13 protein-coding genes are annotated in these 16,087 nt (G+C 73.7%); 8 read left to right on the top strand and 5 right to left on the bottom strand.

The annotated features are described in order from the left end of the window. Positions 1-6 precede the first annotated feature (6 nt). Together JK361_RS33675 and JK361_RS33670 are read left to right on the top strand one after the other, a co-directional pair. Entirely contained in the window at positions 7-606 is a 600-nt protein-coding gene (locus JK361_RS33675; RefSeq protein WP_201825649.1) for a TetR family transcriptional regulator, read from the top strand. A gap of 65 nt (positions 607-671) precedes the next feature. Then, positions 672-2,702: a HelD family protein gene (locus JK361_RS33670; protein WP_201825647.1), complete on the top strand. Its 2,031-nt coding sequence runs from the start codon at positions 672-674 to the stop codon at positions 2,700-2,702. Between the two features lie 4 nt (positions 2,703-2,706). On the opposite strand, the gene JK361_RS33665 is transcribed toward JK361_RS33670, so the two are convergent. Together JK361_RS33665 and JK361_RS33660 are read right to left on the bottom strand one after the other, a co-directional pair. Beyond that, complete coding sequence (locus JK361_RS33665) at positions 2,707-5,097, bottom strand: ATP-binding cassette domain-containing protein (RefSeq protein ID WP_201825645.1); 2,391 nt, start codon at positions 5,095-5,097, stop codon at positions 2,707-2,709. Positions 5,098-5,301: 204 nt separating this feature from the next. After that, positions 5,302-6,264: a LysR family transcriptional regulator gene (locus tag JK361_RS33660; protein WP_201825643.1), complete on the bottom strand. Its 963-nt coding sequence runs from the start codon at positions 6,262-6,264 to the stop codon at positions 5,302-5,304. A 258-nt stretch (positions 6,265-6,522) separates the two neighbouring features. Between JK361_RS33660 and JK361_RS33655 the strand changes: the two genes are divergently transcribed. From JK361_RS33655 to JK361_RS33640, 4 genes are all read left to right on the top strand, one after another. Beyond that, positions 6,523-7,788 carry an MFS transporter gene (locus JK361_RS33655; RefSeq protein WP_307787380.1) on the top strand — a complete coding sequence of 422 codons (1,266 nt, stop codon included), beginning with the start codon at positions 6,523-6,525 and terminating at the stop codon, positions 7,786-7,788. 155 nt (positions 7,789-7,943) lie between these two features. Further along, positions 7,944-8,432: a helix-turn-helix domain-containing protein gene (locus JK361_RS33650; RefSeq protein WP_201825639.1), complete on the top strand. Its 489-nt coding sequence runs from the start codon at positions 7,944-7,946 to the stop codon at positions 8,430-8,432. A gap of 81 nt (positions 8,433-8,513) precedes the next feature. Then, positions 8,514-9,092 carry a hypothetical protein gene (locus JK361_RS33645; RefSeq protein ID WP_201825637.1) on the top strand — a complete coding sequence of 193 codons (579 nt, stop codon included), beginning with the start codon at positions 8,514-8,516 and terminating at the stop codon, positions 9,090-9,092. A 109-nt stretch (positions 9,093-9,201) separates the two neighbouring features. Continuing rightward, positions 9,202-9,546 carry a DUF2516 family protein gene (locus tag JK361_RS33640; RefSeq protein ID WP_201825635.1) on the top strand — a complete coding sequence of 115 codons (345 nt, stop codon included), beginning with the start codon at positions 9,202-9,204 and terminating at the stop codon, positions 9,544-9,546. A gap of 330 nt (positions 9,547-9,876) precedes the next feature. On the opposite strand, the gene JK361_RS33635 is transcribed toward JK361_RS33640, so the two are convergent. The 3 genes from JK361_RS33635 to JK361_RS33625 form a co-directional block, all read right to left on the bottom strand. Continuing rightward, the gene (locus JK361_RS33635; protein WP_201825634.1) at positions 9,877-11,178 is read right to left on the bottom strand and encodes a PP2C family protein-serine/threonine phosphatase; all 1,302 of its coding nucleotides are present in this window, start codon (positions 11,176-11,178) and stop codon (positions 9,877-9,879) included. 483 nt (positions 11,179-11,661) lie between these two features. Further along, positions 11,662-12,753 (bottom strand): C40 family peptidase, encoded by a 1,092-nt coding sequence (locus tag JK361_RS33630; protein ID WP_201825632.1) that lies wholly within the window; start codon positions 12,751-12,753, stop codon positions 11,662-11,664. Between the two features lie 375 nt (positions 12,754-13,128). Next, positions 13,129-13,941: a class I SAM-dependent methyltransferase gene (locus tag JK361_RS33625; protein ID WP_201825630.1), complete on the bottom strand. Its 813-nt coding sequence runs from the start codon at positions 13,939-13,941 to the stop codon at positions 13,129-13,131. A gap of 271 nt (positions 13,942-14,212) precedes the next feature. Between JK361_RS33625 and mshA the strand changes: the two genes are divergently transcribed. Then, a complete protein-coding gene (gene mshA / locus JK361_RS33620; protein ID WP_201825628.1) occupies positions 14,213-15,583 on the top strand; it encodes a D-inositol-3-phosphate glycosyltransferase in 1,371 nt (456 codons plus the stop codon). Then, positions 15,576-16,076: a type III secretion system chaperone family protein gene (locus JK361_RS33615; protein ID WP_201825626.1), complete on the top strand. Its 501-nt coding sequence runs from the start codon at positions 15,576-15,578 to the stop codon at positions 16,074-16,076. Before mshA ends, JK361_RS33615 begins: the two co-directional genes overlap by 8 nt. Positions 16,077-16,087: the final 11 nt, after the last annotated feature.

Here is a 16,087-nt window from a genome sequence, read left to right as displayed (position 1 = left end):
CCCCCCATGGGTGAGATGGGCCTGCGTGAGCGCAAGAAGCAGCGGATGTACCAGGACGTGTCGGACACCGCCGTGCGGCTGTTCCTGGAGCGGGGCTTCGACGCGGTGTCCGTGGCGGAGGTGGCCGCCGCGGCCGGGATCTCCAAGCCGACCCTGTTCCGGTACTTCCCGGCCAAGGAGGACCTGGTCCTGCACCGGATCGCCGATCACGAGACGGAGGCCGCGCGGCTGGTGGCCGGGGCGGCCGACCCGGTGGACGCGCTGCGCCGGAACTTCCTCGCCGGGCTGGAGCGGCGCGACCCGGTCACCGGGCTGAACGACCACCCCGAGGTGCTCGCCTTCCACACCCTGCTCTACGGCACTCCCTCCCTGGTGGCGCGGGCGTACGCCCATCTGGAGCGGTCGGAGGCGGCGCTCGCCGAGGCGCTCGGGGGCGGGCTGGACGCGCGGCTGGCCGCCGGGCAGATCATCGCCGTCCAGCGGGTCCTCGCCCAGGAGAACTGGCGCCGGATCGCGGCGGGGGAGCCGGTCGGGGACGTCGCGCCGGATGCCGTCCGGGCGGCCGAGCGGGCGTTCGGGAGGCTGGCCCGGGCGCTCACGGTCTGAAGCCCACTCGATGAGACTTGGTTAAAAACGTAACTCGGTAACGTTTTGGCGGTAGGGTAGCCGCCATGACGTCACTCGAGCCCGCCCTCACGGACACCCTGCACAGCGAGCGCGCCTACCACGACACCTGCCGCACGGCCCTCACCGCGATGGTCGAGGGAGCCGCCGAACAGGTCGTCGTCGGCGAGGACGTCTCCGCCTCCGGGGCCGACGCCGAAGTCCTCGGCTACCGCCTGCGCAGCCGGGCCAAGGCCATGCGCGAACTCCCGCCGGGCCCGCTGTTCTTCGGCCGGCTCGACTTCTCCGCCGACGACCCCGGGCACGGCGGGCAGCACTACCACGTCGGCCGGCTCCGGATCACCGAGGACCCGGCCGCCCCGCCCCTCGTCGTCGACTGGCGGGCCCCCGTCTCCCGCGCCTTCTACCAGGCGAGCGCCCGCGACCCCCGGGGCGTGGAGATCCGGCGCCGGTTCGGCTGGGCGCCCGGCAGCCGCGGCGAGTCCGCCGACCTGACCGGACTGGAGGACGAGCACCTGGGCCGCGGTGAGTCACGGACCAGCGACATCGTGGCCCGCGAGATCGAGCGGCCCCGCGTCGGACCCATGCGGGACATCGCCGCCACCATCCAGCCCGAGCAGGACGACCTCGTACGCGCCGCCCTCACCGACTCGGTGTGCGTCCAGGGCGCGCCCGGCACCGGCAAGACCGCCGTCGGCCTGCACCGCGCCGCCTACCTCCTGTACACCCACCCCAAGCGGCTCCAGCGCTCCGGCCTGCTCATCCTCGGCCCCAACCGCACCTTCCTCCACTACATCGCCGAGGTGCTGCCCGCGCTCGGCGAGTCCGGCGTCCGCCAGTCGACCCTCCTGGAGGAGATCGCCCGCCACCCGGCCACCGGCACCGACCCCGTCGCCACGGCCACCGTCAAACACGACCCGCGCATGGCCGAGGTGCTGCGCCGGGCGCTGTACGCGCGCGTGACCACCGACGGCGTCACCGACCTCGCCGTACCGGACGGCTCCTACCGGTGGCGGGTGCCCGCCGGTGAGCTGGCCGACCTCGTCGCGGAGGTCCGCGCCGAGGAACCGCCGTACGCCATCGGCCGCGAGCGGGTCCGCACCCGGGTGGTACGGCGGCTGCGCGAGCAGGCCGAACGGCGCTCCGGGGTGCTGCCCGCCTCCTGGGTGCGCCGCGTCGAACGGGCCCGGCCGCTCACCGCCCACCTCGACGCGGTCTGGCCGAAGGCCCGCCCCGAGGAGATCCTCGCCGAACTCCTCACCGACGCCGCGGTGCTGGCCCGGGCCGCCGACGGTCTGCTGGACCCCGACGAGCAGGCGGCGCTCCTGTGGCCCCGCCCGCCGCGGTCGTTCAGGTCGGCCCGCTGGTCGGCCGCCGACCTGGTCCTGCTCGACGAACTCGCCGGACTGGTCGAACACCCCGAGGGCTGCGGCCACATCGTCGTGGACGAGGCCCAGGACCTGTCGCCGATGGAGTGCCGGGCCATCGCCCGCCGGGCGGCCTTCGGCTCGCTGACCGTCCTCGGCGACCTCGCCCAGGGCACCACCCCGTGGGCCGCCCGGGACTGGTCCGTGCAGCTGCGCCACCTAGGCCGGCCGGACGCGGTCGTGGTCCCGCTGACCACCGGGTTCCGGGTGCCGGCGGCCGTCGTGGAGCTGGCCAACCGGCTGCTCGCCCGCCTCGGCGTCGCCGTGCCCGCCGCCACCTCCCTGCGCACCGACGGGGAACTGACCCTCCGGCCGGCCGAGGACCTGCTCGGCACCACCGTCGCCGCCGTACGCGACGCCCTCGCCCGGGAGGGCTCGGTCGGGGTGATCACGGCCGACGCGGACGCCGACCGGGTGCGGGCGGCGCTCGCCGAGGCCGGCCTCGGCCCGGCCGGACCGGACGCGCTCGGCGCCCGGCTGACCGTCGTACCCGCGAGCATGGTCAAGGGCCTGGAGTACGACCACGTCGTCGCCGTCGAACCGGCCGCCGTGGCGGAGGCGGAGGACCGGGGCCTCCACCGCCTCTACGTGGTCCTGACCCGAGCGGTCTCCCGCCTGGACGTGGTCCACGCCCGGCCCCTGCCCTTCTGAGACGTCACCCGGCGACGTACTCCGCCAGGTGCTCGCCCGTGATGGTGGAGCGGGACGCGACCAGGTCGGCGGGGGTGCCCTCGAAGACGATCCGGCCGCCGTCGTGGCCGGCGCCGGGGCCGAGGTCGATGATCCAGTCCGCGTGCGCCATGACCGCCTGGTGGTGCTCGACGACGATCACCGACTTGCCGGCGTCCACCAGCCGGTCGAGCAGGCCCAGCAGCTGCTCCACATCGGCCAGGTGCAGACCGGTGGTCGGCTCGTCCAGGACGTAGACCCCGCCCTTCTCGGCCATGTGCGTGGCCAGCTTCAGCCGCTGCCGCTCGCCGCCGGACAGGGTGGTGAGCGGCTGGCCGAGGGTGAGGTAACCGAGGCCGACGTCGGCCAGGTTGCGCAGGATGCGGTGGGCAGCCGGCGTGCGGGCCTCCCCGGAGCCGAAGAACTCCTCGGCCTCCGTCACCGGCATCGCCAGCACCTCGCTGATGTCCCGGCCGCCGAGGTGGTACTCCAGCACCGACGCGTCGAACCGCTTGCCCTCGCAGTCCTCGCAGGTCGTGGCGACCCCGGCCATCATCGCCAGGTCGGTGTAGACGACCCCGGCGCCGTTGCAGCCGGGGCAGGCGCCCTCGGAGTTGGCGCTGAACAGTGCCGGCTTCACCCCGTTGGCCTTGGCGAACGCCTTGCGGATCGGCTCCAGCAGCCCGGTGTACGTCGCCGGGTTGCTGCGCCGCGAGCCGCGGATCGGAGCCTGGTCGACGGAGACGACACCCTCGCGGGCCGGGACCGACCCGTGGACGAGCGAACTCTTCCCGGACCCGGCGACACCGGTGACGACGGTCAGCACGCCGAGCGGGATGTCCACGTCGACGCCCCGCAGGTTGTGCGTCGCGGCACCGCGGATCTCCAGCGCCCCGGTCGGCTTGCGTACCGTCTTCTTCAGCGTCGCCCGGTCGTCCAGATGCCGTCCGGTGAGCGTGCCGCTCGCCCGCAGCCCGGCTACGGTGCCCTCGAAGCAGACGGTGCCGCCTGCCGTACCGGCGCCGGGGCCGAGGTCCACCACGTGGTCGGCGATCGCGATGACCTCCGGCTTGTGCTCCACGACGAGCACCGTGTTGCCCTTGTCCCGCAGGCGCAGCAGCAGGTCGTTCATCCGCCGGATGTCATGGGGGTGCAGACCGGTGGTCGGCTCGTCGAAGACGTACGTGACATCGGTCAGCGAGGAGCCGAGGTGGCGGATCATCTTCGTGCGCTGGGCCTCGCCGCCCGAGAGCGTGCCCGAGGGCCGGTCGAGAGAGAGATAGCCGAGGCCGATCTCCACGAACGAGTCGAGGGTCTCGCCCAGCGCGGTGAGCAGCGGTGCCACGGACGGCTCGGTCAGGGCCCGCACCCACTCGGCCAGGTCGCTGATCTGCATGGCGCAGGCGTCGGCGATGCTGATGCCCTTGATCTTCGAGGAGCGGGCCGCCTCGCCGAGCCGGGTGCCGTCGCAGTCGGGACAGGTCGTGAAGGTGACCGCCCGGTCCACGAACTCCCGGATGTGCGGCTGCATCGACTCCCGGTCCTTGGCGAGCATCGACTTCTGGATCCGCGGGACCAGACCCTCGTAGGTCATGTTGATGCCCGCGATCTTCATCCGGGTCGGCTCGCGGTACAGGAAGTCGTCCAGCTGCCGCTTGGTGAACGAGCGGATCGGCTTGTCCGCGTCGTAGAGGCCCGACTCGGTGTAGAGGCGGTGGTTCCAGCCGCCCGGCTTGTAGCCGGGGACGGTGAGCGCGCCCTCGCTCAGCGACTTGTCCGCGTCGTAGAGCTGGGTCAGGTCGATGTCCGTGACCGTGCCCCGGCCCTCGCAGCGCGGGCACATGCCGCCGGTGATGCTGAACGCGCGGCGCTCCTTGACCGTCTTCCCGCCGCGCTCCACGGTGACCGCGCCCGCCCCGCTGATCGAGGCGACGTTGAAGGAGAACGCCTTGGGCGAGCCGATGTGCGGGGTGCCGAGCCGGCTGAAGAGGATGCGCAGCATCGCGTTGGCGTCGGTGGCGGTGCCGACCGTGGAACGCGGATCGGATCCCATCCGCTGCTGGTCGACGATGATCGCGGTGGTCAGCCCGTCGAGCACGTCGACGTCGGGCCGCGCCAGCGTGGGCATGAAGCCCTGGACGAACGCGCTGTACGTCTCGTTGATCAGCCGCTGCGACTCCGCGGCGATGGTGTCGAAGACGAGCGAGCTCTTGCCCGAGCCGGAGACGCCCGTGAACACCGTCAGCCGGCGCTTGGGGATCTCGACGCTGATGTTCCCGAGGTTGTTCTCGCGCGCACCGTGCACGCGGATCAGCTCATGGCTGTCGGCGGCGTGCGCCGCGTCCGCCGGTGCGTCGGTCCGCATGGTCATGCTCATCGTCTCTCCGTCCGTGGGGCCGCCGCCGCAACGCTAACCGCGACGGCCCGCCCGTCGCTTCTCCATTCCTGACCGGACCCGTCGCCTCTCCATCCCCGACCGGTTCCCCGGCCGGCCGGGGGAGCCGGAGGGTGCCGGAGGCCGCGGCGGCCCCCGAGCCGCCGTCCGCCGGGCCGGCCGTGGTGGCCGCGGAGGCGGTGGCGTTCAGCGCGGGATCACCCAGTCCGGCGTCCAGGTGCCGGGGGCGTCGTGGCCGGCCGTGGTGGCGGCGAGGTGGGCGCGGAGGGCGGCGAGCGCCGGGTGGGGGTTGTCGCGGTGCCAGACGAGCGAGTGGGGGTAGACGGGCGCCGGGCCGGTCACCGGGATGCGGCGCAGGCCGTGGCCGGCGGGCCGGACGTCGGGGGCACCTGCCGGCGGTAGCCGGGGGAGGGTGTGCTCGCCCATGAACGTGGCAAGCTCCGGGGAGCCGGCGATGGTGTCGAGGAGCGCGTCCGAGCCGAAGTTGGGGCCGGTCGCCTCGATGGTGACGCCGAACCGGGCGACGAGGTCGTCGTAGTAGGCGGTCCACTCGGTCCCGGGGACGACGCCTGGCATCCAGATCCGGTGCCCGGCGAGCTGGGCGACGGTCACCGACCGGGCGCCCGCCAGCGCGTGGGCGGGGCCGGTGAGGAGCTGGAGCGGCTCGTCGAGGACCCGGACGGACTCGATGTCCTCGGGGAGGGGCCGGCCGGGCATGGCGACGGCACGGAACGACGCGTCGATCGTGCCGGAGCGGATGGCGTCGAGGGCCGTCCCGATGTCGTGGAGCATCACCACGTCGAGGTCGATCGCGGGGTGCGCGCGGTGGAAGGCCCGCATCAGGCCCGACGCCGCGCCGCGCGAGGTGATCACGTCGACGCGCAGCGCACGGCGGCCGGTGCGCACGGACGCGACCGCGCGCTCGGCGACGCGCAGCAGCTCGCGCGCGTGGGGCAGGAACGCCTGCCCGTCGACGGTGAGCCGGGCGCCGCGCGCGGTGCGGGTGAACAGCCGCACGCCGAGGGCGCGCTCCAGCACGGCGATGCGCTTGGAGACGGCCTGCTGGGTGACCGCCAGCTCGGCTGCCGCCTCCTGGAACTGCCCCGTGTCGGCGGCGGCGACGAACGTCCGGACGGTGTCGAGGTCCATGCCGACACCCTAGGGACACAACCGGTGGTTGTGGCTCGGGGCTCCGTGGTTGTTTGATCCCCGGTCACGGTGCTCGCTTTGATGCCTCGGAACGCGGATCGGTCGTACGGGTGAGGGCGGGGAGCGTCGGGCATGGGGAGCGGGCACCGCCGGGGACGGCCGTCCGGGCATCGCCGGGGAGAGCCGTCCGGGAATCGCCGGGGAGAGCCGTCCGGGCATCGCCGGGGGACAGGTGACCGGGCATCGCCGGGGGGACAGGTGACCGGGCATCGCCGGGGGCGGTTGCCCGGGCATCGGCTGGGGCGGCGGTTCGGGTGGCTCTGGGCGGCGTACGGGGCGAGCGCGCTCGGCACGTGGCTCGCCTTCGGCGCGCTCCCGCTGATCGCCATCCGGGTGCTGCACGCCGGACCGGCCGAGGTCGCCGCCCTCTCCTCCGTGGGGGCCGCGGTCGGCGCGGCCGTGGCGGTGCCGCTCGGCCCGTGGGTGGAGTTCCGCCGCAAGCGGCCGGTGCTGATCGGGGCGGACCTCGTGCGGTGCGCGGCGCTGCTGACCATCCCCGTCGCGTTCGCGTTCGACGCGCTCACCTTTCCGCAGCTCCTGCTGGTCTCGGTCGTCGTCGCGGCGGCCGACATCACCTTCCGGGCCGCCTCCGGCGCGTACCTGAAGACGCTGCTGCCGGCCGAGGACCTGCTCGTCGCCAACGCCCGGTTCGAGTCCACGGCCTGGACGACCACGATCATCGGACCGCCGCTGGGCGGCGCGGCGATCGGGCTCCTCGGACCGGTGGCGACGGTGGCGGCCGACGCGGTCAGCTATCTGCTCTCGGCCCTCGGCATCCGCGCGACGGGCGGGCACGAGCCGCGGCCCGAGCGGCGGGAGACCCCGCGCCTGCGGGCCGGGGACCTGCTCGACGGCTGGCGGTACATCCTCGCCGACGCGACACTGCGTCCGCTGTTCCTCAACACCGCCCTGTTCAACGGCCTGGTGATGGCCGCCGAGCCGCTGCTGGCCGTCCTGATGCTGGGCCGGCTCGGGTTCACGCCCTGGCAGTACGGCCTCGCCTTCGCCGTGCCCTCGGTCGGCGGGCTGATCGGTGCCCGGCTGGCCCGCCCGCTCGCCACCCGGTTCGGACGGCACCGGGTCCTGGTCGCGGCCGGGACGCTGCGCGCGCTCTGGCCCGTCGGCCTGGCCTTCCCGGGGCCGGGCGGTGGAGGACTGCTGCTGGTGATGGCCGTGGAGCTGGGGCTCATCTCCTGCTGCGCGGTCTTCAACCCCGTCTACGCCACCTGCCGTCTCGAGCGCACCGCGACCGACCGGGTCGCCCGCACCCTGTCCGCCTGGACGGTGACGACCAAGGCCACGACCGCGCTCCTGACGGCCGTCTGGGGCGTGCTGGGCGCCCTGCTCGGCCCGCGGACGGCCATCGCCCTGGCCGGCGTGCTCCTGCTGGCCACCCCGCTGCTGCTCCCCCGCCGCGCGGCGGCCCTGCCCCGAGAGCCGAAGCCGACACCGAGCCGCACCTGACGAACCGACGAACCCCCACGGCCGTCACCCCGCCCGGACCCTGACCCGACGGACCCCCACGGCCGGCGCCGCGGTCCGTGCTGTCGGTCGGCGCGCGACACACTCTTGCAAGCGGGTGCTTGCAATTGTTAGCGGGGGTGGGGCAAGGTGGAGGCATGGCATCGCTGAACGTCGGCAATCTCGGTGAGTACCTGCGCGAGCAGCGGCGAAACGCCCAGCTGTCGCTGCGGCAGCTCGCCGACGCCGCCGGGGTGTCCAATCCGTACCTGAGCCAGATCGAGCGCGGGCTGCGCAAGCCCAGCGCGGAGGTGCTCCAGCAGGTCGCCAAGGCCCTGCGCATCTCCGCCGAGACCTTGTACGTCCGCGCCGGCATCCTCGACGCCGAACGGGACCGCGACGAGGTGGAGACGCGTGCCGTCATCCTCGCCGATCCGTCGCTCAACGAGCGGCAGAAGCAGGTGCTCCTGCAGATCTACGAGTCCTTCCGCAAGGAGAACGGATTCGGGACCGGCGAGCCCGTCGACGGCGAGACGGACGGGGACGGATCCGTGGGCCAGGGGACCGGCGGCGGCAGCCGTACGGCCGGCGGAGGCGATGCCGCCGTAAGCGACACGGACACCGGTCCGCGGCAGACGGCCGGATAACGCCGGACCAGGGCTCCGGACGCCCGCCGCGGACCACACCAACCCAGTCGAACGCGAATCCGATCCGGGAGGACCCTCACCATGGCCATCACCGACGACCTGCGCAAGACCCTCAGCGACCCGACCCCGCTCTACTTCGCCGCCGGCACCGCCGACCTGGCGATTCAGCAGGCCAAGAAGGTGCCGGCCCTGGTCGAGCAGCTGCGCGTCGAGGCCCCGGCCCGCATCGAGGCCGTGCGCAACACCGACCCGAAGGCGGTGCAGGAGAAGGCCACCGCCCGCGCCAAGGAGGCGCAGGAGACCCTTCAGACCAAGGTCAACGAGTTCATCGGCGCCCTCGACGTCGACCTGAAGAAGCTCGGCGAGACCGCCCAGGACCTCGCCCTGCGCGGTGTCGGCGTCGCCGCCGAGTACGCCGTGAAGGCCCGTGAGACCTACGAGAAGGTCGCCGAGCACGGCGAGCAGACCGTGAAGACCTGGCGCGGCGAGGCCGCCGAGGAGATCGAGGACCTGGCGATCGCCGTCGAGGGCAAGCCGGAGCCGGTGCAGGTCAAGGACGACCAGCCGAAGCCGGCCGAGGAGCGGAAGCCCGTGGCGAAGAAGACGCCGGCCGCCCGCAAGGCCACCACCGCGAAGAAGACCACGCCGCCTGCCAAGTGACCACGACCGCAGGGACGGATGCGGGCCGGGCACCTTTGGGGTGTCCGGCCCGTTCAGTGGGTACGGTGGCGGCGTACCTGGGATCGGGATTCAACGGGCGGTGGACAGCATGCTGATGTTGGGCTTCGCGGGCTTCATGGGGATCTTGAAGATCGTTCTGATGGCGCTGGCCGCGTTCGGGCTGTTCGACGCCGCGTTCCGGCGCGAGGACGCGTTCCGCGCGGCCGACAAGCAGAACAAGGTCTTCTGGCTGATCATCCTCGGCATCGCGCTCGTGGTCAGCTACCTGTTCTCGCTCCTGTCCATCCTGCCGATCGCCGGCGCGGTCGCGAGCATCGTGTACCTCGTGGACGTACGCCCCGCGCTCCGGCAGGTCGGCGGTGGCCGTGGCTGGGGCAGACGCGGTGGGAGCAGCAGCGACGGTCCCTACGGGCCGTACAACGGCGGCCGCTAGCGGCATCCGCCGCAGGGCCACCGGACGATCACCGGCCGCGCCCTGCCGTCGTCACCGCTGTCGTCGTGGTCCGGGTGGCCGTCGCCGGCTGCGGGGCGTTCGCGGCCGGTCGCGCGGTTCCCCCGCGCCCCTCGGGTGGGGCGAGCCGCGGCCTGCCCAGGGGAGCGGCGACGGTGAAGCACCCCACGGCGACGGTGAAGCACCCCACGGCGACGGTGACGCACCCAACGGCGACGGTGACGGCCCCCCACGGCGACGGTGACGGCCCCCCCCCACGGCGACGGTGACGTCCCCCATGGCGACGGTGTCGCCCCGCACGGCGGGTGCCGGTCAGCCGGCGCGGTCCAGGAGCACCACGGCGACGTCGTCGGTCAGCTCGCCCCCGTTGAGGTCACGGACCTCGCTCACCGCGGCCCGCAGCAGTTCCTCGCCGCGCAGCCCCTCGGACAGCTGGCGGCGGATCATCTCCACCATGCCGTCCTGACCGAGCCGCTCCCCGTCCGCGCCGACCCGGCCCTCGATCAGGCCGTCGGTGTAGAGCATCAGGCTCCACTCGCGGCTCAGCTCCACCTGCATCCGGGGCCAGCGGGCGCCGGGCAGCAGGCCCAGGGCGGGGCCGTTGTTGTCGTAGGGGAGCAGCCGCGCCGGCCGGCCGGGGCGGGCGATCAGCGGCGCCGGGTGGCCGGCCAGGCACAGGCCCGCGCGGCGTCCGTCGGGCGCGATGTCGACCGTGCACAGCGTCGCGAAGATCTCCTCGTCGGAGCGCTCGTGCTCCAGCACCTGCTGGAGGGTGTTCAGCAGCTCGTCCCCGCACAGTCCGGCCAGGGTCAGCGCCCGCCAGGCGATGCGCAGCTCCACGCCGAGCGCGGCCTCGTCCGGGCCGTGCCCGCAGACGTCGCCGATCATGGCGTGCACGGTGCCGTCCGGGGTGCGGACGGCGTCGTAGAAGTCGCCGCCGAGCAGGGCCCGGGAGCGGCCCGGGCGGTAGCGGGCGGCGAACCGCAGCGCGGAGCCCTCCAGCAGCGGGGTGGGCAGCAGACCGCGCTCAAGGCGCCGGTTCTCCTGCGCGCGCAGCCGGCCCTCGGCGAGCCGCCGCTCGGCCGTGTCGGAGCGCTTGCGCTCCACCGCGTAACGGATGGCGCGGCTGAGCAGCCGGCCGTCCAGCTCGTCCCGGAAGAGGTAGTCCTGCGCGCCCACGCGCACGGCCTCGGCGCCGCGCTCGGCGTCGCCGGAGGCGGTCAGCGCGAGCACGGCGTGCCGGGGCGCGAGCTGGAGGACGTGCTTGAGCACGGCCAGCTCGTCGTCGGTGTCGCTGCCGCCCGGCGCCGGGAGCGCCAGGTCCAGCAGGATGCAGTGGACGTCGTCGGTGAGCAGCCGCTCGGCCTCGGTGAGGTTGCGGGCGGTGCGCACGCGGATCGGCTTGCCGGCCGAGTCCAGCAGGTCGGGCACGATCGGCGAGCCGGCCGGGTCGTCCTCGATCAGCAGCAGGGTGAGAGTGGCGCCGGTGCCGTTCACGGCCGTGGCGTCGCGGTGGGCCTCTTCCTTGAGGGGGCCGCCGACACTGTGGGCGGCCTGCGCCTGACCACTCTCCACGGCCGGGATCGCTCTCTGCCGCGGTACGGGTACGGGCATCGTCTTGGGTTCCTTCCCTCCCCCCGAGGGCACGGCGGTGTCGAGGGGTCTCGACCCACCGACCGGGACCATAGCGGCTGGGACCGCCCCGATGGAATGGTGTGAGCCGCGTCGCTCGGGCGCCCGCCGCTGTCATATGCCGCGTTCCGTACCGCAGTTGGACACGTCGACGGCCCGGAGGGGATGACGAAGCTCACGTCCGGCCAGGGTTTGGGCGGTGTTTGGCGGTGTGTTGGGTCACGTGGCCTGGGTCACGGGGGTGTGGGCGGCGTGTGCCGAGAGGGCGTATATGGCACGCGTCACGGGGATTCCCGCCGGGGCGGGGCCGGATCCGGCAGGCGGCCCCGCCCCGTGGCCGCGGCCGCCGCGGCGGGATCCGCACCCGGCGGGCGACCACGGCCCGACGGCACCGCGCCGTCCAGCACGCCCGGCCGAACGGCGCCCGACGGCACCGCACCGTCCCGCACGCCCCGGCCGTGCGGCCTACGCGTCCGGCCGTACGACGCCCAGGATCGGCATCGAGCCGGCGCCCGCGATCGTCACCGTGCGCCCGGGGCGCGGCGCGTGGATGATCGCGCCGTCGCCGATGTACATCGCGACATGGCTGGCGTCGTCGAAGTAGATGACGAGGTCGCCGGGGCGCATGTCCTCGACCTCGACGTGCTTCAGCTGTTTCCACTGCTCCTGCGAGGTGCGCGGGATGGGGTGCCCGGCCGCCGCCCAGGCCTGGGAGGTCAGGCCCGAGCAGTCGAAGGCGGCCGGGCCCTCGGCGCCCCACACGTACGGCTTGCCGAGCTGCTCGGTGGCGTACTTCACGGCCTTCTTGCCCTGCGCGGTGGCCTTGCCGTCGATGTCATCGAGGACGCCGGTGTCCAGCCAGGCGGTCTGTGCCTTGTTCGCGGCCTCCTGCTCCAGCTGGGCGAGCCGTTCCTTCTCCTTCTTCTCCAGCCGGGACTCCAGCTTCTCGGCCGTGTCGATCTGCTTCTGGATCTTCTTCTTGGCCGCGGCCTTGGCCTTGCGGTTGGCGTCCAGCTTCTTCCACTGGGCGGAGGCGTCGTCGGCGTACTGCCGCAAGTCCTTCTGGGTGCGGGTCATTTCGGCCATCAGCTTGTTCGCCGCCTGCTGGCCCTGGAGCACCCGGCCCGCGCCGTCCAGGAACTGGCCCGGGTCGTCGCTGAGCAGGAACTGGGCGGTGGACGACAGGCCGCCGGTGCGGTACTGGTCCCGGGCCGCGGCACCCGCCTGGTTCTTGAGCTTGTCCAGCCTCTGCTGTCCCTGGTCGATCTTCTTCGCCAGTGCCACGATCTCGGCGGACTGCTTCTTGGCCTTCTCCTCGGCCGCGTTGTAGGCGTCGGTGGCCACGGCGGCGTCGTGGTAGAGCTTCTCCAGCTTCTCGCGGATCTCCTCAAGGTCCTTGCCGGGCCGGGGAGTCGGCGTGGGCGACGGCGAACCGCCGGTCGTCGGTGCGGGCGTGGGAGCGGGGGCCGCGAAGGCCGCGCCCGGTGCCGCGAGGACGGTCACCGCGCAGACCACGGTCAGGGCGGCCGTGAGGAGGCCGCGCTTGCCCGAACCCATACCTCTTCCCCCAAACTGATTTACCGTCAGTAACTTACGGTCGCCTGAGGGATCGTGCCACGGTCGCGCGCAAAGCGACAGAGGCCGTCGGAAAGCGGAATTCCCCCACCGACCGCCGGGTATGACGATCTCCCCGCCGATGTGACGAACGACGCGCGCAGGGCGTTCCCTCGTCACCGAGACGGACTTGAGGCGCCGGTGCGGGCAGGGGGCCGCGGACTTGAGGCGCGGTGTGGGCAGGGGGGTCGCGGACTTGGGGTGCCGGTGTGGGCAGGGCTCCGTGGACTCGGAGTGCCGGAGTGCCGGTGTGGGCAAGGCGCTCCGCGGACTCGGGGCGTCGAGGCGGGGGGCGGTCCGCGCGCCGGTGCCGGGCGCTCAGCGCACCGGCGCCAAGGCCCCCCAGGCGACGGTCACTTCGCCCTGCCGCCAGCGGGCGGGGGAGTCGGTCACCGGCCAGTCGGCCGCCAGGTCCCGTACCGCGCGGATCCAGCGCTGCCGGGCGCCGTAGGAGGCGTAGGGGGCGGCGGCGGCCCAGGCGCGGTCGAAGTCACGGAGGAAGGCGTGCACCGGCTCGCCCGGGACGTTGCGGTGGATCAGCGCCTTCGGCAGGCGCTCGGCGAGATCGGAGGGGCGGTCCAGGGAGCCCAGCCGGGTGGCGAAGGTGACCGTGCGGGGACCTTCGGGGCCGAGCGCCACCCACACGTGCCGGCGGCCGATCTCGTCGCAGGTGCCCTCCACCAGCAGCCCGCCGCGTGAGCCGCCGCCCGCCGGGGCGAGCCGCGCGCACAGCCGCTCCCACACCGTGGCGACCTCGGCCTCGTCGTACTGCCGCAGCACGTTGGCGGCCCGGACGAGCAGCGGGCGCCCGGGGACCGGCATCTCGAAGCCGCCGTGCCGGAAGGTGAGCCCCTCCCGCTCGTAGGGCCGCGCCGCCGCCACGCGGTCCGGTTCGATCTCGATGCCGACCACGCGGACGCGGGGCGCCGCCGCGCGGAGCCGGGCCAGCAGCTCCACGGCGGTCCAGGGTGCGGCGCCGTACCCCAGGTCGACGGCCACCGCATCGCTCGCGCGCCGCAGCTCGGCGCCGTGCGTGGCCGCGATCCAGCGGTCCATGCGGCGTAGCCGGTTGGGGTTGGTCGTCCCGCGCGTCACCGTTCCCACGGGGCGGGAGGCTGCGCGGGCTGTCATGCGTACGAGGGTAAGGGGGTGCGCCCCGAAGGGGTGCGGGACCGTGTCGACGTGCGGTTTCGTCGTGCGGGCGGGTCCGGCGGCGAGGTGCCCCGCGGCCGAGGGGGCGGCGGCCGGGACGACGGTGTTATCGAACGGTTGAGCGATAAAAGGTAATGATTAGGCAAAGGTGCCTGATCGGGAAATGGCAGGGCACCCGCTCGCTGTTGGACCCCCTTGGAGGGTGCGGTGGGCCCTTCCCAGGCATGCCGGCAGCAAGGAGGACCGCCAGGTGAGCCAGTACGTCAACAGGCTCGGGCGACGTTCCCCGTCGGCCGCCGCGAGGCTCCGGCTGTACCGCAGGCCCCGCCGGGTCGCGATGCTCTCCGTGCACACCTCCCCGCTCCATCAGCCCGGCACCGGCGACGCCGGCGGCATGAACGTCTACATCGTGGAGCTGGCCCAGCGGCTGGCCGCGATCAACATCGAGGTCGAGATCTTCACCCGGGCCACGACCGGCGGCCTGCCCCCCACCGTCGAGCTGTCCCCCGGCGTCCTCGTCCGGCACGTGGACGCGGGTCCCTACGAGGGGCTCGCCAAGGAGGACCTGCCCGCCCAGCTGTGCGCCTTCACCCACGGCGTGATGCAGGCGTGGGCGGGCCACCGCCCCGGCTACTACGACCTCGTCCACTCCCACTACTGGCTCTCCGGCCACGTCGGCTGGCTCGCCGCCCAGCGCTGGGGCGTACCCCTGGTGCACGCGATGCACACCATGGCCAAGGTCAAGAACGCCAGCCTGGCCGACGGCGACACCCCCGAGCCCGCCGCCCGGGTCATCGGCGAGACCCAGATCGTGGCCGCCGCCGACCGGCTCATAGCCAACACCGCCGAGGAGGCCGGCGAGCTGGCACGGCACTACGCCGCCGACCCCGCCAAGGTGGCCGTCGTCCACCCCGGGGTGAACCTGGAGCGCTTCCGCCCCTTCCCCGAAGGCGAGCCGCAGGACTCCGCCGCGACCGGCTCCCGCGCCGCCGCCCGCGCCCGCCTCGGACTCCCGCCGGACGCCCTGATCCCGCTCTTCGCGGGCCGCATACAGCCCCTGAAGGCACCGGACGTCCTGCTGCGCGCCGTCGCCCACCTGCTGGAGGAGCGTCCCGAGCTGCGCTCCCGCCTCCTCGTCCCGGTCGTCGGCGGCCCCAGCGGCAGCGGGCTCGCCAAGCCGGAGGGCCTGCAGAAGCTCGCGGCCCGGCTCGGTGTCGCGGACGTCGTGCGGTTCCGTCCGCCGGTGGGCCAGGAGCAGCTCGCGGACTGGTTCCGGGCCGCGTCCGTCCTCGTCATGCCGTCGTACAGCGAGTCCTTCGGTCTGGTCGCCATAGAGGCGCAGGCGGCCGGGACCCCGGTGCTCGCGGCCGCCGTCGGCGGTCTGCCGGTGGCCGTGCGCGACGGCGAGACCGGCTTCCTCGTCCAGGGCCACGACCCGGCCGACTACGCGCGGCTGCTGGGCCGGTTCGCCGACGATCCGTCCCTCTCGGCGCGGATGGGACGCGCCGCCGCACGGCACGCCCGGTCCTTCGGCTGGGACACGGCCGCCGCCGCCACCGCCGACGTCTACACGGCCGCGGCCCAGTCCCACCGCCGTCGCGTACGCTCCCACCATGGGTGATGCCGAGAAGGCCGGACGGGTCCTGGAAGACGTTCTCAAGGACGCCGAACTGGAGTGGGAGAGCCCCGAGCCCGGGAGCTACGTGGTCAAGCTCCCCGGGACCCGCAAGCTCTCCACGACGGTCTCCTTCCTCGTCGGCCGGCACTCCCTTTCGCTGAACGCCTTCGTCATCCGCCACCCCGACGAGAACGAGCCGGGCGTCCACCGCTGGCTGCTGGAGCGCAACCTCAAGCTCTACGGCGTGAGTTACGCCGTCGACCGGCTCGGCGACATCTACGTCACCGCCCGGCTGCCCCTCGCCTCCGTCACCCCGGAGGACGTCGACCGCCTCCTCGGCCAGGTCCTGGAGGCCGCCGACGGCGCCTTCAACACCCTGCTGGAGCTGGGCTTCGCGTCCTCGATCCGCAAGGAGTACGCCTGGCGGGTCGCGCGTGGTGAGTCCACGCGCAACCTCGACGCGTTCAAGCACCTGATCGAGCGTCCGGCGGACTGACCCGGGGCCGA

Origin of the sequence: Streptomyces musisoli (assembly GCF_016741855.1) — a bacterium.
Classification (GTDB): Bacteria; Actinomycetota; Actinomycetes; order Streptomycetales; family Streptomycetaceae; genus Streptomyces; species Streptomyces musisoli.
The sequence above is the reverse complement of the archived record's forward strand: the minus strand, read 5'-3'. Positions and strand labels throughout refer to the sequence as shown.